Source organism: Vibrio caribbeanicus ATCC BAA-2122 (assembly GCF_000165125.1).
GTDB lineage: Bacteria > Pseudomonadota > Gammaproteobacteria > Enterobacterales > Vibrionaceae > Vibrio > Vibrio caribbeanicus.
In genome coordinates, this window is record NZ_AEIU01000014.1 from 32,904 (window position 1) to 49,779 (window position 16,876).

A 16,876-nucleotide genomic window follows, 5' to 3' on the forward strand; every position below is an offset into this window, starting at 1 on the left:
CTTGAGAAAATCAGCTAGGCACATCCATCCATCATTACCTATAGATACACCACCTTCTGATGTATTTATGAACTTTGAAGCATTTCTTTCGAATACCGAGACACGTAACCACAGTCATTCGTGGGGACAAATACAGCTTATCAGTGGCGGTATTCTGGAGATGGAGGCTGAAGGTACTCGTTTTTTAGCTCCCCCTCACTTAGCGATTTGGGTTCCGGCTGGTGTTGAGCACACAAGCTTTAATCGTAAACCTTTATCTTATTGCTCTTTGAATATTTCCGATCAATATGCCATGTTTTTCCCGACATGCACTAGTTTGATTAAAGTGACTCCAATCGTATCTGCAATTATCGATGACTTTAGGCAAAGGAAGATAAATATAGCGCAATCTCTTCAGGATAAAAAATTGGTTGAAGTCTTGATTGACCAGCTGGCAACTCAAGACACTCAGCATCATTTTCTACCGTCTAGTGACAATCGATATCTTGCTGATATTCTGGCTGCTGTAGAGGAGAACCCTATAGATAATACAAGTTTAGCTCAATGGGCTGATCTTGTGCATACAACAGAGCGAACATTAGCTCGGTACTGTCAATCAGAGCTTGGTATGAGTTTTACAGAATGGCGATTGAGGGTTCGTTATCTATACTCCATGGATCTATTACGCAAAGGCTTTTCAGTGAAAGAAGTTGCTTTAACTTTAGGTTATAACCAATCAAGTCCATTTATCGCCATGTTCAGAAAATACTCCGGTTTTACCCCGGAGCAATACAAGAAGCGTTTACTCTGATTGTGACAGTACGTACTCCAATCCTCCAACTATCGCGGCAACTTGAGCATGGTTACAGTCTTCGTCGCTCACCTTTACGCTATCTGGGTAAACTTCCGTTGTCGTGCTGTATACACAGTTGGTTATCCCACCACATAGCCCGAGTTTTTTCATCGGGTAGTTGATGACACCGTGTTGAGTTACAGGTGAACCAATAATCTGGTTGTCGCTGTCGGCAGGAGCGATGTGGGTAACCTTGCTGACACTGTTTATCACCGCTGCTTGAAAATCTGCTTGGGGCTTCTCTGTATCTCCAACCGTATAAAAGCCATCTGGAATCGTTCCCGGTATATACTCTAAACCATCTCGTGCGGCTAATGCGGGTCTAAATTCACTCTCGTCAGTGTCAGTTGTCTCATGAAGATCAATATGGACAAGGAAATCACCCATTTTGTTTACCAAATCGATAAGTAACGCCGATTCCTCCGCAGGAGAGTTAGGGTAAAAAGAGCGATTTGGGTCAATAGCTAACGGGTTCCAACGATTGATGGTTTCGTATCCCCAAGGACTGACACAAGGCACTACGATGATGTTGAAATTTTTTGAGTACATGGTCATTTTTGTATTAACAAATTCTAAGGCGCCATGAATGCCGCTTGTCTCGTAACCGTGAACACCGCCTGTAATTAGAACGTTGGGTTTTTCGGCGTTCCAATCTTTTGAGCGAATAGAAAATACAGGGTATCGATCCGTGTCATAGGAGAGTGCACCGTATTGTTCAACATCGAATCTATCGGATAGTGCGGCTATTTTGCTAACAACTTCTTCTTGATAGCTTCTTTTTATCGACGTTTGATTTCGCCATTGTTCGCGCTCACTTTGTTGCCACTCTTTTCCTGCGCTTCCGATTGGGTATGTTGTATTTTTCATTGCTCTACCTTACTGCATGATTGTGACGACAACAGAATAGAGTGCAGAGTGCTGCTTTTCAATAGTCGATGTACGCTATTTCAATCGTATCGGTTTTGAAAAATTTCATCCTAGTGAAGCTCTGAATCTGCAACTGTGAAATCACTCCACTGCGCAATAGCCTATCGTATTAATTCATTTGGTTGCTGAACAATGCAGTGATACATTGTTTAAAAAGAAAGATGAAAATAGGAAATAAGAATGGCGGGTGCGAGTTTATTAACTCTTCTTGATGATATAGCAACAGTTCTAGATGATGTCGCAGTGATGTCTAAAATGGCGGCGAAGAAAACTGCGGGGGTATTGGGAGACGATCTTGCACTGAACGCACAGCAAGTCTCCGGCGTTGCAGCGGAGCGAGAGCTTCCTATCGTCTGGAGCGTTGCCAAAGGGTCATTCCGAAATAAATTAATTTTAGTACCAGCCGCATTATTGCTTAGCTCTATTTTCCCAGGCTTAATTATGCCGTTATTGGTGATTGGTGGTCTTTTTTTGTGTTTTGAAGGCGCTGAGAAAATCCTTGAAAAGTTATTTCATCATGATGAGAATACCGAGCATCCACTTGAGGATAGTGCTAATTCAGTGGTTGAATTTGAGCAAAAAAAGATCGCGGGGGCGATTCGAACGGACTTTATTTTGTCTGCTGAGATAATCGTAATTGCACTTGGTACGGTAAAAGGTCAGTTGATGACTACTCAGATTTTAGTGTTGAGTCTAATTGCTGTCCTCATGACAGTCGGTGTTTACGGTCTTGTCGCTTGTATTGTTAAGCTAGATGATTTGGGTTTTTACTTGAAACGCCAGTCCCAATCTGAAGGTGTATTATTTTTAGTCGGGCAAGGTTTGATATCATTTGCACCGAAGTTAATGAAATTTTTAACGGTAGTAGGGACGATCGCGATGTTTTTGGTGGGTGGTGGCATTATTGTTCACAACATTCCTCTCATGCATCATTGGATTGAGCCTATTATTCTTGATATTCCCAACCTAGCTATCGCTCAAGCTCTCTTACCATCGATAGTGAATGGGTTGGTGGGGCTTGTAGCTGGTTTTATTACCGTGGGCGTCGTTGCTTTGGCAATAAAAATCAAAGACACTATTAATTAGAGTGAGCCAGTTGGTCTATCTTATTGATTAATACTTCAGTAGGCTGGGCTCCTGAAAAAATATGCTTTTTGTTGATAATGATTGCAGGAACTGCACTAATTCCCGCCTCTATCCACTGTTGTTCTGTTGAGGCAACTGCAGTTGCCCAGCTATCATCATTAAGTACTTTGGCAGCTGTATCCATATTCAGCCCGGCGTGCTCAGCACAATTCATGAGCACCTCATCAGAACTGATATCTTGACCTTGAGTAAAGTAAGCGCGAAAAATTTCCATAACCAAGTCGAGCTGACGGTCTTCTACTTGCGACCACATTAGTAGCTGGTGTGCTTTACGAGTGTTATAAATTTTAGTGTCTTCGCTGTAATGGAACTGGAAGCCAACTTGATGTCCCAGCGCGCTCAAAGTATGTTTTGCAGATAGGCATGCTTCTGCGCTGGTGCCAAATTTTTCAATCAAGTGGTCGCTGAGGTTTTGTCCCTGCGTCGGCATGGCAGGGTTGAGTTCAAATGGGTGCCAGTGGATATCAGCTTCTAAATGGTCGGACAATGCGATTAGAGCCAATGCTAGTCTTTTATAACCAATAATGCACCAAGGGCAAACTACGTCAGAGACAATATCAATTTGAACTTTGTCCATATATCTTCCTTTACCGTTCATCATACTCTTATCGAAACAATATTATTAATGATAGTTTTAAAATTAAGGGTTGGCCGATAAATAGGGAAGATAAGTACGAGTGGTATTGGGAGCAGGGTTTAGATTGAGTTTGCGAGCAAAAAATTTTTTATAAGAATAGGTAGACGTTTCGATAAGGTTTGGTGTGGCACCTCGATTGTGCCACACCAATCGGAGTCACTTAGACAGTAAACTTATTCAAAATGGAGTCTTGTTCGCGAATATTGGCGGTTTGAGCTTGCATTTCTACGCTCGCATTTTCGGCTGAATCGGCAACTTGTCTCGACAAGTCCTTGATTTTGACAGTGTTGCTATTTATCTCTTCAGCAACCGAGCTTTGCTCTTCTGCCGCAGAGGCTATTTGTAAATTCATATCGGTGATCTTTTGGATTCCATCACGGATGCTTTCTAGTGCCGAGTTCGCCTCCTCAGCCCTTCGCACAGTATCTACGGCTGTATTCTTACTTGTGTTCATGGCGTTGGATACTGAACTTGCCCCTGCTTGCAATTGTTCAATCATACTGCGGATTTCTGTAGTTGACTCTTGGGTTCTTTGAGCAAGGGTCCTTACCTCATCAGCAACAACCGCAAACCCTCGTCCTGACTCACCCGCACGGGCTGCCTCAATCGCAGCGTTTAATGCAAGCAGGTTAGTTTGGTCCGCGATATCATTTATCACCTTCAATATCGTCTCTATGTTTGCGGTGGCACTTTCAAGCCCTTTAACTTCCTCGACAGCTTCATCGATGCGCAGTGCTAGTGCATTAATGGCCTCGGTCGTATCACTCACTACCGACGTTCCTGTACTTGTTGCGCTATCGGCCTGATTAGCAGCAGCAGCAGCGTTTTGAGCATTGGATGCAACTTCTCCTGAAGTTGTCGCCATTTCATTCATCGCCGTTGCAAGTTGTTCAAGCTCATGCAGTTGATCTCGCATTGCAACAGCAGACTCTTGTAGACCCATTGACGTCATTTCAGAGCCACGAAGTATCTCTGTACCAATGGATTTTGATTGATTGATGAGTTTTTGCAATGTGCTAGTAAACTCGTTGAACCCCTTAGCTAAGCTAGAAAATTCCTCATCGGTATCCGTGTCCAGACGTTGCGTTAGGTCACCTTGGCCCGAGGCAACGCTCTGGATAGCCTGATTTAATGTAGCGAGCGGTTTCATTAGTATTTTGATTAGGAATAACAAGATAAAAATACTTGCGACTAGTGCTACTACAGTATAAACCATGGAACTATTACGCAGTTCAGCTAGGGAATGATACGCTATTTCTTCGTCTAAAATCACGCCGACATACCAATCTTCGCCGGGGACGTTCGAAAAATCGACCTTGAAAGTTTTACCATTAATCATTACTTGTTGTGGTTCATCTTCAATTTTTGCGTCACCAAGAAAATCTGACATTGGTTTACCATTAAACTCCTTGGATGGGTGGGCGATGGTTGTTCCATCTTCAGCAACAATAAAGACATAACCTGCATCGAATAGATGGACTCTATTAACCAGTTCAGCAAGAGCGCCTAGGCTCACGTCATAAAAAATGGCTCCGATAAATTTACCATTATCATTCACTGGAGTTGCGATAGACACTAAGATTTCTCCAGTTGCAGAATCAGCATATGGCGCTGTAATGACAAGTTTACCGGAGTTTTTGGCATCTATGTACCATGGTCTTTTTCTTGGATCCCATGTCGGTCCTGGATTCCAGCCGGGATCGTTATTGATGTTAGAGCCGTCTTTCTCGAATCCTAGACCGGCCAAAAGGAATGTTTCTTTGATTATCGGCCGGGTGATCACTGCCGAAATGGATTCTGGGGAAAGATCAACCTCGAGCATACTTGTGGCATAGTTTGCTAATGCTTTGCGCAGTTCAATTTCAGCGGCTGTGGTGTCCCTCACGCCGTCAACAATCTCTGTAACGCTTGATGTGACCAGAGTTCTAACTTCATTTTTGACGGTGTAATATTGTTGGAGCGTTAAAAGAGTGACGGTCACTAACAGTAAAATAGAAGACGCGGCCACTATCTTATGGCTAAATTTCATTAGTCAATCCCCACCTATGAGTAAAAGCAATCACTTATAGATTTATAGTTATTAAATGAAATTTCAGCCAGTAAAAAGCTGTTTTTCTATAATTTTGTGCCTAAAATTGCATTTTCTAAGTTATCGACTAGCTCTTCGTCGTTCTGAAAAAAGTGCAAGATGACGTCAGAACGACTTTTTCCAGATTGAATTTGTTTTTGAGCTTCTCTAATCATGAGCATATATCTAAGCTCTTGAGATAGTTGACTACTTACCTCTCTCCAATCCTTGATGTCTTTTGTTGTTTGGTTCTCTTTCAGTTGTGGCTTTTGTAAAGTGAGCTCGTACATTATCAGCTTTAGATAGTCATTCGTGATATCAGTTGACGCGATTGTTTTTAATCGATCGAGCAGCCCAATAATGAGTTCGTCTGATTTTAAATAACCTGCTTGCTTGGGAAAGTTTTTGACTACTCGAGAGGATATCTCCACTCTTTCACATTCACTTTGAGGTGTGAATGTGAGAGAGGTTAAGGTATCAAAAGGTAACCAAAATTCTTGGCCTGGCTCTACGGCATATTCAATTTTTCCAAGTCTTATCAGAACTAATCCATCCGTAACACGGATCAATTGGTGCTTAAACGTTTTTTTGCGTGGGGTGCATAAAAGGAATGGATAATATTTTGATTCGAATGAAGTCGCGTAATTCATTAGGTTAGTTCTCTGATCAGCAGGCGGACAAGGTTAGCGGTTATTAGTTCAAAAGCCAAGCTCATTGGCGGATATCTGAACCTCATGAGAAAACTGTGGTCTGACCTTACATAAGATATCAACATGAAAGCTTTTCAGATGTGCCTCAATGAGTAGAATAGGTGCGTTTTAAAATTTAATTAACATTATGATGACCAAAATAAACGACCCATATATTGACATTCGCCCTTACAATGATGAAGAAATTCCTGCAGCTATTGATCGACTAGTCGGTGATAAAGAGTTTATCAATGCGATATTACAATATCGTTTAAAGACGAGTCCTATTTGGTTGAAGCGATTGGCAACTCCTCTGGTGAAATCATACTTAAAGATAAAGTGGTCTCAACTAAACTCCGTTGAAGCTATTCAACTTGAGGTCAAGAAGTATCTTGACAAAACTCTAGAGTCAACTTCTGATGGGGTAACGTTCGAGGGGCTCGATAAGCTCGACCCGAATCAGTCGTATCTATTTGTTTCAAACCATAGAGATATCGCTATGGACCCAGCGCTCGTGAATTATGGTTTGTTTTTGCATGGTCATAAAACAGTTCGAATTGCAATTGGGGATAATTTGCTGAAAAAACCTTGTGCAACAGAACTGATGAAGTTAAATAAAAGCTTTATCGTTAAACGTTCAGCTAAAGGTCCTCGCGAAATGATGAAGGCACTTGGTACGCTATCCGCTTATATTAAATACTCGTTAGACTCTGGGCATTCTATATGGATTGCACAACGAGAGGGGAGAGCGAAAGATGGCAACGACTTTACCGAGCCTGCGATACTTAAAATGTTTCATGTAGAGGGGCGTAAGCAGAAGGTCTCATTCGCCGACTACGTAAAACAACTAAAAATCGTGCCCGTTTCTATTTCTTATGAGAATGATCCTTGTGATTTGGCCAAAGCAAATGAGCTTGAGGCAAAGGCATCGGATGGTAACTACGAAAAAAGTGAGTTTGAAGATATTGAAAGTATTGTTCAGGGGATTATAGGCCCCAAAGGCCGAATTAATGTTGCTTTTGGCAATGTTATAAAACAAGATTTTGACTCGCCCGAAGCGTTAGCAAGTGAGCTTGATCGCCAGATTCACAGAAATTACAAACTGTTTCCAATCAATCAATTTGCCGCTGGTGACGAGTCAGTAGCCCAAGAGGTCAAGGATAAAATGGCAGAAAAACTCCGCAGTCTTCCTAAAGCTGCTCGACCTTATTTAATTGCCAGTTATGCTAATCCGGTTGGAAAACAAAAAGCAATTTAGTGAATACGAGCCTGAATTTGCTTTAAAATAGATTTAACGGGCGACTGCGCCGCCCAACTCTAAATTGGCGGGCCACTTTGTAATTTGGTTTCCGCCGAGAAAAATATTTCCTTTTACAGTCATAGTAGCGGGAAATGTGGAGATCTTTGAACCACCAATATAGAGGTTTCCCTCAACGACTAGACCCTCTGGCAAGTTTTGTAATGGAGTGCGAATAACGCTTAAATCTCCCTTTACCTTAAAACGAGGTGGAAGGGCAGTTAATGGGGTGTCGGTTAGGTTAATGTAGCCTCCAACTTTTACACCTTTTGGCCAGCGTGTAATTTTGGACCCTAATAAATTTGCGTAGCCCCTTATGTTGACGCCATTCGCTATCTTCTTCAAACCACAGTTTGTTGCGGTTAAACTTCCTTGGATATCTATACCTTCTGGTATTGTTTTAATTTGGGTTTTGGATATATCCAAATTACCCTGTATCACAAGGCCTGCTGGTAGCTCTGTGTAGGGTTTGTTTCTTAGATCAATGTTTCCATAGTTATCAATATGATTAAGTATATGGAACTGATCTAGGATCAAGGCTTGGCTATTCATACTATAAATCATTAACAATACGGTAAAAACTCGAATCATAAGCAGCTCAGATGTAGTTGAAGTGAACCGTAAAAGTATTTTGCTCAGTATAACAGTCTTTCACCAGATCCAACGATAATCCCTGTATCCTTCCATAAAAACCATTCAACTTTGAACTGAAATCTTAGTTTATCTTTGATTTTATAGAATCTCTATCTCTTGTTTTGCCTCAACTTTGTCTTGATTTCGAGAATGATTCACATTCTTATGTGATTAAGATCAATTAATCACGAAAATCCATGTTATATCAGAAGCTGATTACTATTCATTGAGTTGTCAGCACTGAAAATTTATAACATTATCGAACACTCATAATGATATAAACAAAAATAGGGGACTTACCGATTAAAACTGTACTTAAACGTATTTGATCTCTTTTAATTGTTGTTTGTAGGGCTGTGGTTCAGGCTTACTAACCCAAAGATAATTAAGAGAAACTTTGTGTTTAGACGAGCGTATTCAATTACGTTTTAGTATCTAAAGTTTTTTCGGAGTGAGTACTAATAATAAAAATACAAATAGACAGAGAGAAGATCTTAAAAATGCCGAAACGTAGTAAAGAAGATACTGAAATCACCGTTCAGAAAATAATGGATGCCGTCGTTGATCAGTTGTTGCGTCTTGGATATGACAAAATGTCCTATACCACTTTAAGTCAGCAAACGGGGGTTTCAAGGACGGGTATTAGTCATCATTTCCCAAAGAAAACCGACTTTACGAATGCACTGGATGGTCGTATCTTTTCGATGTTCATTGATCACGTGGACTTTGAAGCAGGCTTGAAAGCTTTTTCAGCAAGTTGGGTTAGTTCGTTGGATAATTCAGAGTTTCGGGCAATCTTAAAACTTCTATTTCACCATATTGTTACCGCACAAAATGCTCACGACTTTGCGAGCAGAGGAATAGAAAGGCTATACACGATTACTGAAGAAAAATTTGGTCAAGAAAGTCACAAAGAGCTAGAGTGGCTGGTAGGTAAGTCATTGATTAAGCTCTCTAAATAAAACTTCGCCCATAGCTTTATTCAAGTAATGCTATGGGCTGCTTTTCAGTGATTAAAGCTTCCTGAATTGTGCTACCAACTTGCCTTGTGAGGTCACGTTTGAAGCGAGTTCATCGCATTCTTTTTTGGTGTCAGTGGCTAGGTAATTCGTTGCAGAACAAACGTCTGTAATAGATTGTATGGTTGATTTCATTTCGTCTGAAACTCGCGCCATTTCCTCTATTGCCGTTGCAATCTGACTATTTCGTTTTGATATGTCTTTGACTTGATTGAGCAGATCATCAAGTTTTCCGCCCGATGTATTGGCGCAATTTACGCATTGGTCTGATAGCTGTATGCCTTCATTCATCGCTTGAACAGCTTTATCTGTGCTGGTTTGGATAAGTTTAATGATATTTTGTATTTCTTCTGTCGACTCATGGCTGCGTTGTGCTAATTGGCGAACTTCATCTGCCACAACCGCAAACCCTCTGCCTTGATCACCAGCCCTTGCTGCCTCAATTGCCGCATTGAGTGCCAATAAGTTTGTTTGTTCCGCGACACCTTGAATTACTATAAGGACTTCACCAATAGTTTTGCTGTGCTCTGCGAGTTGTTGAATAACGGATGATGCAACGCTTAATTGTTCTGACAGTTCATTAATCGAATCTATCGTTTCCGTGACGGAAGACCTACCTTCTGTCGCGGCGCTGTCTGCTTGGTCTGTAACGTCTGAAGCTTTCTGAGCATTTCTTGCTATTTCGTCCGCAGTTGTGTGCATATCATTAACCGCAGCTGCGACCTGCTCTGTTTCTGCTGTTTGATTGGTCAGGTTTTCCGCAGTGGTATCACAATTTTTTGCAGAAGAGGCGGCCATATCGGCTATTTTTTGGTTAGAGTCTTGAATTCTACCTACGACAGAATTGAGCTCAGACTGGCGCATTTTCAGTGCGAGTTGTATTTCCGAAATGTCATCAACTTTTTTGTTGTAAATCAGTTCCATAAGCGGGTTGTCAAAAACTTTTCTTGCCTCCTTTGATAGGTTTTCTAAGCGTCTGGTCAAAAGGTATGCGCTACCTGAACCTAAACCAAAAAGCAGCCAGACTGCGACTATGGGAGATAGGGTAGCGATAAAAGAGCATATGGCAGAAAAAACAAACAGAGAAGCGGTGACTCTTTGCCAGAGGCGAAAGCGAGGTAGTTTGAGTTGGATAGGAGTTTTTCCCTTATTTAATTGAGCGTATATCTCTTCCGCGTTTTCAATATATTCTCGTTTCGGTGTCAGTCTGACGGATTGGTATTCTATCGTTTTACCATTTTCTTTAATCGGTGTTGCAAATGCATCAACCCAATAATGATCACCATTTTTACATCGATTTTTTACAATCCCCATCCAAGACTCGCCTTTTTTAATCGATCCCCACATATTCTCGAAAGCAGCTGGTGGCATATCAGGGTGCCTAACCATATTGTGTGGCTGTCCAATAAGCTCGTCTAATGTGTACCCAGCAACCTCACAAAAATCTTCACTTGCGTAGGTGATGTGGCTGCTCGGTTTTGTCACGGATAGTAGGTTGTACTCGGGTGGAAACGTAATCTCTTTCTGTGTAACGGGCTGATTAATCCGCATGTCGCTCTCCTGTGCTAAGGGGGAAGCGACTAAAAATGAATCGCTCTTTCAGAGAGTATAAGTATAAAAAAAGAACTAATGATAAAATTGTTTTAAAATAATAAAATCTAAATTATCTCCTGCCTGTTTTCTGTCTTCATAGTCTACGCTTATAGCTAGGGTCGCGTAATCCATACACAGCTCGGTATAAAGCGCTGTAAAATAGGATCAATAAGTATTTGTTCTTGTCATGTGTTGTTCGAGAACTTTGTTACAAAATTTGATTGAAGAAGTTTATTGTTAGTGATAACTATATCTGTATGTAATTCTTGTAATTTTGGATTGTTTGGTGGATAAGCAATCTTTTGATGGCAATTTGTAAACAGGAGTATGCGCAGGCATGTCATATCCAGTTCTAATATGCGATGACTCCACGCTAGCGAGAAAGCAAATGGCTCGCTCAGTACCGACTTCACTCAATGCGGACATTACGTTTGCGGTGCACGGTCTCGACGCGCTAGAGCAACTTGAGAGTAGCTCGTTTAAATTAATGTTCCTCGATTTGACCATGCCAGAGCTTGATGGCTACGGGACACTTGAGGAGATGAGTAAGCGAGGCATCGATGTGCCTGTGGTAGTTGTTTCTGGGGACTTTCAACCAAAGGCAAAAGCACGTGTCTTAGAGTTAGGTGCAAAGGCATTTATTCAAAAGCCAGTCAACAAAGACGCCCTAAACGAGATTTTAAGAGAGCTCGTTGAACCTGAAGACAAACCCCAAACTATCGTTACTCCCGTGTCCTATGAAATGCCTCGAGTTAAACGTCGAGATACGTATATGGAGGTAGCGAATGTTTCGATTGGTCATGCCGCCGACGCTTTGGCGCGTCACTTTGACGTGTTTGTGCATCTGCCTTTGCCTAACGTAAATATCTTTGAACTTAGTGAACTCCATATGGCTCTGCGAGATTTGGCTGATAATGATCAGGTATCGGGTGTATGCCAAGGGTTTAGTGGCGAGGGAATTGCAGGGGAAGCCTTAGTTCTGTTGAGTGATTCGAGTGTCAGTGATCTCAAAAAGCTGATGAAGGTTCCTACTGAGAGTGAGGAACTCGAAGAGCTAGAGTTACTTATGGATGTTTCTAACATTCTGGTTGGCTCTTTTTTAAACGGGCTAGGTAAACAGGCGGAAGTTCGCTTCTTTCAAAGCTCCCCTGTATTACTTGGCCGTTATATTTCAATCGACTCTGTTATCGAAAATACCACTGGGAGTTTTAATAAAACGATGACATTTGAAGTTAGCTATAAAATAGATCAGACAACCATAGCTTGTGATCTATTGTTTATGTTCGTCGATGAATCCCTTCCGATACTCGATAATAAGTTGTCCTATCTAATGGAGGACTTCTAATGAACTCATTACCAGCAGAGTTTGAACAATTCCATTGGATGGTCGACATGGTTCAAAATGTTGACCTTGGGCTGATTGTGTTAGATAGAGAACACAATGTTCAGCTCTGGAACGGTTTTATGACCCATCACAGCGGCATTCAAGGGCATGATGCAATTGGTAAATCATTATTTGACATATTCCCCGAAATTCCCAAAGAATGGTTGCAGCTTAAGACCAAGCCGGTATATGACTTGGGATGTCGTAGTTTTATAACTTGGCGACAAAGACCTTATTTGTTTAAGTGTCGAAATGTTCGTCCTGTGACTCAGCAGGCTGATTTCATGTATCAAAATATAACTTTAAACCCAATGAGAACAACTACAGGCGAAGTCAAGTCTCTATTTCTTTCAGTCCAAGATGCAACGTCTGAAGCATTAGCATCATTAAAAATCTGAAAAGATTAACGGAGTATATTAAGCCAAAGTTTAATCATGTCAGAAATCATTTCCCGCGACATACCCTATAAATTATATACAAGCCAACAAGTAAAAGTGGGCGAAAAAGAGCTGACTGAGAAAAAAGGCTTTGAAATGTACACGCTAATGAAACGTGCAGGTCAGGCCGTCTATGCATTAATTCAGTTGCAATACCCGAGTGCTGATAGAATTCTAGTGTTCTGTGGTAATGGTAATAATGGTGGTGATGCATTTGTAGTTGCGACCCTAGCAAAGCTAGATGGAAGAAATGTCAGTCTCGTTTTTAACGGTCAAAAGGAACGACTTTCTGAAGACGGTCTGCGAGCTTATCAGGAATGGATTGATGCAGGAGGAGATATAACAGAAATAAGTGAAGAAGATATTGTCTCCTCTTTTGATCTTATCGTTGACGGTTTGTTAGGCACAGGGATTTCTGGAAAAGTAAGACCGCAGCTACAAAACTTAATCAGCAAAATTAATCATCTTTCTATTCCTATTGTGAGCATTGATGTTCCATCTGGTCTTTGCTCTGATACTGGGGGTAAGCTTGGAGAGGTGATAAAATCTGATCACACTGTCAGCTTTATCGGTGTTAAACGAGGCCTGTTGACAGGTTACGCGCGAAATTATGTTGGGGAGCTTTTTTTCGCGGGCCTTGGCATTGAAGATGAGTTTCAACGTTGTTATCCCACAAATGTTTCTGTGTTATCCAAGACGGAGTTATTGAATTGCCTTCCCAAACGAGAGTCTATCGCTCATAAAGGGACAAATGGTCGGCTACTTTGTTTGGGCGGAAATTCTGGCTACTCTGGGGCAATAAATCTCTGCTCAAGGGCAGCTGCGCGGACGGGAACAGGATTGATTAAAGTACTGTGTCATAAGGATTCAAGTGTCTCATTACAGGTAAGTTGTCCAGAGGTTATGACTCAGAGTTGGTGTGGCGACAATAGGGAATTACGGGATGCATTACTTTTTGCTGACGTAGTGGCATTAGGCCCGGGGATGGGAAGAGATCAGTGGGCGAAACAACTTTATATGCGTATTTCTGATGTCGATAAGCCCAAAGTTTTAGATGCTGATGCTCTGTATTTCTTGAGCTTAGCACCAAATAAAGACCCTTATCGTATCTTGACACCTCACCCGGGAGAGGCGGCAATGCTTTTGGGACTAACGGTTAAAGAGATTGAGCAGGATCGTTTTTCTGCCGTGCACGACCTACACGAAAAGTATGGGGGTGTAATCGTTTTAAAGGGAGCAGGGACTCTTATTTATGATGGTCATTTCATATTTATCTGTAACGCAGGCAGCCCTGCAATGGCATCTGGGGGAATGGGGGATATTTTGACGGGTATTGTCTCCTCTTTGTTGGCGCAAGGCCAGTCTCTTATCGAAGCGGCAAAAACAGGGGTTCTTCTACATAGTGTCGCTGCCGACCAAATTGCTGAGAGGGAAGGACCTGTAGGACTTCTTGCTGGAGATGTTATCCAAGAAGTTCGTCAAGTTATGAACCTATGGCTGAGCGAGAGTAGTTTATAAACCTCTGCGACACTCTTCAACAGGAAGCGTCTTGTTGGTATGCTGATTTCGCTACCAACTTTCAATGTAGGTAACTAAATCCTTATACTTTTGCCTTGTCTGTGAGACAAATAATCTCTTCAGGCCTTAAATTCCAAGGTTACCTTAATATACAACCGAATGTCTTGGTGTTGTGTAGATGTAAGTACATAAAAATAGTGTGTCTTTTTAAGTTCAACTAGTTTAAACTCCACAGCTGGCTCATTGAGAGGTTCATCTGTATTTGTTCCTAAAAGTGCGCCAGATACATAAAAGTCTTTATTACTTTCTCACTCAAAATAAAGATCGATTTTATTTTCATGTGTTGCTTGGTGTGCAACACCACTGTTAAGGACAGTTAAATGCCTATTATTACTCTTCCTGACGGCAGTCAGCGTCAGTTCGATAACCCCGTTTCTACCCTTGATGTTGCTCAGTCTATTGGTCCTGGTCTTGCGAAAGCAACGATTGCAGGTCGTGTGGATGGACAGCGTGTTGATGCGTGTGATCTCATCGAACAAGATGCAAGCTTAGAAATTATTACCGTAAAAGATGAAGTTGACGGTTTAGAAATCGTGCGACATTCATGTGCTCACCTACTTGGTCATGCGATTAAGCAATTGTACCCAGAAGCCAAAATGGCTATTGGTCCGACGATTGATAGCGGCTTTTACTATGATATCGATTTAGAACAGTCTTTAACCCAAGAAGACCTCGAAAAAATCGAAAAGCGCATGAAAGAATTGGCGAAAACCAAGTATGCGGTTGTAAAGAAAAAGGTAAGCTGGCAGGAAGCTCGCGACGCGTTTGAGGGTCGTAGAGAAACATACAAGATGGAAATTCTGGACGAGAACGTATCACGTGACGATCGTCCAGGCTTATATCATCATGAAGAATACATTGATATGTGTCGTGGTCCTCACGTTCCACATATGGGTTTCTGTCAGCATTTCACGCTATTAAGTATCGCTGGTGCTTACTGGCGTGGTAATAGCGACAACAAAATGTTGCAGCGTATATACGGAACGGCTTTTCACGATAAAAAAGCACTGAAAGCGCACTTGACTCGCCTAGAAGAAGCAGCAAAGCGTGATCACCGTAAAATTGGTAAGCAGCTAGATCTTTTCCATATGCAGCAAGAAGCGCCAGGTATGGTATTCTGGCACCATAATGGTTGGTCTATATTCCGTGATCTCGAAGTGTTTGTTCGTGAGAAGCTCACCGAGTATGACTATCAAGAGGTGAAAGGTCCTCTTATTATGGATCGCGTTCTTTGGGAGCGCTCTGGTCACTGGGATAAATACGCAGATGCAATGTTCACCACTGCATCTGAGAACCGAGATTATGCACTTAAGCCAATGAACTGCCCAGGTCACGTTCAGATTTTTAACCAAGGTCTGAAGTCTTATCGTGATCTTCCATTACGTATGGCGGAATTTGGTTCATGTCATCGTAACGAGCCGTCGGGTGCCTTGCATGGTATTATGCGTGTTCGTGGCTTTACACAAGACGATGCTCATATTTTCTGTACTGAGAGCCAGATCCAAGAAGAGGTTACTTCTTGCATCAAGATGGTTTACGATACATACGAAACGTTTGGTTTTAGCAATATCGCTGTTAAACTATCTACTCGTCCAGAAAAACGCGTTGGTTCTGATGAAATATGGGACGAATCAGAACAAGCACTTAAACAGTCACTTGAAGCTATGGATATTCCCTATGAAATTCAAGAGGGTGAAGGTGCATTCTATGGTCCAAAGATTGAGTTTACTTTACATGATTGTCTAGACCGTGCGTGGCAGTGTGGCACTGTTCAGCTTGACTTCAACCTACCGGGTCGCTTAGGAGCAACCTACGTAGATGAAAATAATGAGCGACAAGTCCCTGTTATGATTCACCGTGCGATACTGGGTTCTTTGGAACGCTTTATTGGGATTTTGATCGAAGAATACTACGGTTTCTTCCCAACTTGGTTATCGCCAGAACAAGCCATAATCATGAATATTACTGACAAACAGTCAGATTATGTCCATGAAGTGGCACAAAAACTACAAAAATGTGGAATTAGAGCCAAAGCAGACTTGAGAAATGAGAAGATTGGCTTTAAAATCCGCGAACATACTTTGAAGCGTGTACCTTACATGTTGGTTTGTGGTGACCAAGAAATGGAAGCCGGAGAAATCGCAGTACGTACTCGCAAAGGTAAGGATCTCGGTAAGTTTAAAGTGGATGATTTTGTTTCTTACATCCAAGACGAGATTTCGAGCCGTAAGCTCAATCTGGAGGAATAAGCTATTAAAGGCGGAAGACGCGGCCAACAACCGGCCAAGCAAAGTGCTCATCGTTTAAACGGTGAAATTCGTGGCGTTCGTGAAGTTCGTTTGACAGGCGCAGATGGTGAATCGGTTGGTATTGTATCAATCCAAGACGCTGTTGCTGCAGCTGAAGACGCTGGCATGGATCTGGTAGAAATCAGTCCAAATGCAGAGCCACCAGTATGTCGAGTGATGGACTACGGTAAATTCCTCTTTGAAAAGAGCAAAGCTGCTAAAGAGCAGAAGAAAAAGCAAAAGCAGATTCAGATCAAGGAAGTTAAATTCCGACCTGGAACTGATATAGGAGACTATCAGGTAAAACTACGCAACCTGACGCGTTTCCTAGAAGAAGGCAACAAAGTG

General features: G+C 41.8%; 15 protein-coding genes. 9 read left to right on the top strand and 6 right to left on the bottom strand.

Annotated features, from left to right (window positions below; genetic code table 11):
• Position 1: 1 nt before the first annotated feature.
• Complete coding sequence (locus RH40_RS01815; protein WP_009599567.1) at positions 2-790, top strand: AraC family transcriptional regulator; 789 nt, start codon at positions 2-4, stop codon at positions 788-790.
• Here RH40_RS01815 and RH40_RS01820 read toward each other — a convergent pair.
• Positions 782-1,699 (bottom strand): M14 family metallopeptidase, encoded by a 918-nt coding sequence (locus RH40_RS01820; protein ID WP_009599568.1) that lies wholly within the window; start codon positions 1,697-1,699, stop codon positions 782-784. The two genes, RH40_RS01815 and RH40_RS01820, sit on opposite strands and share 9 nt — an antisense overlap.
• A 240-nt stretch (positions 1,700-1,939) precedes the next feature.
• On the opposite strand from RH40_RS01820, the gene RH40_RS01825 reads away from it, so the two are divergent.
• Positions 1,940-2,845 (top strand): DUF808 domain-containing protein, encoded by a 906-nt coding sequence (locus RH40_RS01825; RefSeq protein WP_009599569.1) that lies wholly within the window; start codon positions 1,940-1,942, stop codon positions 2,843-2,845.
• On the opposite strand, the gene RH40_RS01830 is transcribed toward RH40_RS01825, so the two are convergent.
• From RH40_RS01830 to RH40_RS01840, 3 genes are all read right to left on the bottom strand, one after another.
• Positions 2,838-3,482 carry a DsbA family oxidoreductase gene (locus RH40_RS01830; RefSeq protein ID WP_009599570.1) on the bottom strand — a complete coding sequence of 215 codons (645 nt, stop codon included), beginning with the start codon at positions 3,480-3,482 and terminating at the stop codon, positions 2,838-2,840. The two genes, RH40_RS01825 and RH40_RS01830, sit on opposite strands and share 8 nt — an antisense overlap.
• A gap of 220 nt (positions 3,483-3,702) precedes the next feature.
• Positions 3,703-5,571, bottom strand: a complete 1,869-nt coding sequence (locus RH40_RS01835; protein WP_009599571.1) for a methyl-accepting chemotaxis protein — start codon at positions 5,569-5,571, stop codon at positions 3,703-3,705.
• An 86-nt stretch (positions 5,572-5,657) separates the two neighbouring features.
• Positions 5,658-6,260, bottom strand: coding sequence for a hypothetical protein (locus RH40_RS01840; RefSeq protein WP_009599572.1), 603 nt, complete (start codon positions 6,258-6,260; stop codon positions 5,658-5,660).
• A gap of 190 nt (positions 6,261-6,450) precedes the next feature.
• Here RH40_RS01840 and RH40_RS01845 point away from each other — a divergent pair, with 190 nt between their 5' ends.
• Positions 6,451-7,557 (top strand): 1-acyl-sn-glycerol-3-phosphate acyltransferase, encoded by a 1,107-nt coding sequence (locus RH40_RS01845; protein WP_009599573.1) that lies wholly within the window; start codon positions 6,451-6,453, stop codon positions 7,555-7,557.
• Positions 7,558-7,590: 33 nt separating this feature from the next.
• Here the strand turns inward: RH40_RS01845 and RH40_RS01850 are convergent, their stop codons facing one another.
• Positions 7,591-8,148 carry a leucine-rich repeat domain-containing protein gene (locus RH40_RS01850; protein WP_009599574.1) on the bottom strand — a complete coding sequence of 186 codons (558 nt, stop codon included), beginning with the start codon at positions 8,146-8,148 and terminating at the stop codon, positions 7,591-7,593.
• A gap of 581 nt (positions 8,149-8,729) precedes the next feature.
• Here RH40_RS01850 and RH40_RS01855 point away from each other — a divergent pair.
• Entirely contained in the window at positions 8,730-9,191 is a 462-nt protein-coding gene (locus RH40_RS01855; RefSeq protein WP_009599575.1) for a TetR/AcrR family transcriptional regulator, read from the top strand.
• Between the two features lie 51 nt (positions 9,192-9,242).
• Here the strand turns inward: RH40_RS01855 and RH40_RS01860 are convergent, their stop codons facing one another.
• Complete coding sequence (locus tag RH40_RS01860) at positions 9,243-10,799, bottom strand: methyl-accepting chemotaxis protein (protein ID WP_009599576.1); 1,557 nt, start codon at positions 10,797-10,799, stop codon at positions 9,243-9,245.
• Positions 10,800-11,178: 379 nt separating this feature from the next.
• Here RH40_RS01860 and RH40_RS01865 point away from each other — a divergent pair, with 379 nt between their 5' ends.
• The 5 genes from RH40_RS01865 to infC form a co-directional block, all read left to right on the top strand.
• Positions 11,179-12,186, top strand: a complete 1,008-nt coding sequence (locus RH40_RS01865; RefSeq protein ID WP_009599577.1) for a response regulator — start codon at positions 11,179-11,181, stop codon at positions 12,184-12,186.
• On the top strand, positions 12,186-12,623 hold the full coding sequence (locus RH40_RS01870) for a PAS domain-containing protein (protein WP_009599578.1): 438 nt from the start codon (positions 12,186-12,188) through the stop codon (positions 12,621-12,623). Before RH40_RS01865 ends, RH40_RS01870 begins: the two co-directional genes overlap by 1 nt.
• 36 nt (positions 12,624-12,659) lie before the next feature.
• Positions 12,660-14,180: a bifunctional ADP-dependent NAD(P)H-hydrate dehydratase/NAD(P)H-hydrate epimerase gene (locus tag RH40_RS01875; RefSeq protein WP_009599579.1), complete on the top strand. Its 1,521-nt coding sequence runs from the start codon at positions 12,660-12,662 to the stop codon at positions 14,178-14,180.
• A gap of 380 nt (positions 14,181-14,560) precedes the next feature.
• Positions 14,561-16,489 carry a threonine--tRNA ligase gene (thrS, locus tag RH40_RS01880; RefSeq protein ID WP_009599580.1) on the top strand — a complete coding sequence of 643 codons (1,929 nt, stop codon included), beginning with the start codon at positions 14,561-14,563 and terminating at the stop codon, positions 16,487-16,489.
• A 3-nt stretch (positions 16,490-16,492) separates the two neighbouring features.
• A partial coding sequence (gene infC / locus RH40_RS01885; protein WP_081454951.1) for a translation initiation factor IF-3 occupies positions 16,493-16,876 on the top strand: 384 nt, incomplete at its 3' end.

Bases quoted from the DNA above. Each gene is read 5' to 3' on its own strand.
- RH40_RS01820 (WP_009599568.1), bottom strand. From the start codon at position 1,699: ATGAAAAATACAACATACCCAATCGGAAGCGCAGGAAAAGAGTGGCAA.
- RH40_RS01825 (WP_009599569.1), top strand. From the start codon at position 1,940: ATGGCGGGTGCGAGTTTATTAACTCTTCTTGATGATATAGCAACAGTT.
- RH40_RS01830 (WP_009599570.1), bottom strand. From the start codon at position 3,482: ATGGACAAAGTTCAAATTGATATTGTCTCTGACGTAGTTTGCCCTTGG.
- RH40_RS01835 (WP_009599571.1), bottom strand. From the start codon at position 5,571: ATGAAATTTAGCCATAAGATAGTGGCCGCGTCTTCTATTTTACTGTTA.
- RH40_RS01840 (WP_009599572.1), bottom strand. From the start codon at position 6,260: ATGAATTACGCGACTTCATTCGAATCAAAATATTATCCATTCCTTTTA.
- RH40_RS01845 (WP_009599573.1), top strand. From the start codon at position 6,451: ATGACCAAAATAAACGACCCATATATTGACATTCGCCCTTACAATGAT.
- RH40_RS01850 (WP_009599574.1), bottom strand. From the start codon at position 8,148: ATGAATAGCCAAGCCTTGATCCTAGATCAGTTCCATATACTTAATCAT.
- RH40_RS01855 (WP_009599575.1), top strand. From the start codon at position 8,730: ATGCCGAAACGTAGTAAAGAAGATACTGAAATCACCGTTCAGAAAATA.
- RH40_RS01860 (WP_009599576.1), bottom strand. From the start codon at position 10,799: ATGCGGATTAATCAGCCCGTTACACAGAAAGAGATTACGTTTCCACCC.
- RH40_RS01865 (WP_009599577.1), top strand. From the start codon at position 11,179: ATGTCATATCCAGTTCTAATATGCGATGACTCCACGCTAGCGAGAAAG.
- RH40_RS01870 (WP_009599578.1), top strand. From the start codon at position 12,186: ATGAACTCATTACCAGCAGAGTTTGAACAATTCCATTGGATGGTCGAC.
- RH40_RS01875 (WP_009599579.1), top strand. From the start codon at position 12,660: ATGTCAGAAATCATTTCCCGCGACATACCCTATAAATTATATACAAGC.
- thrS (WP_009599580.1), top strand. From the start codon at position 14,561: ATGCCTATTATTACTCTTCCTGACGGCAGTCAGCGTCAGTTCGATAAC.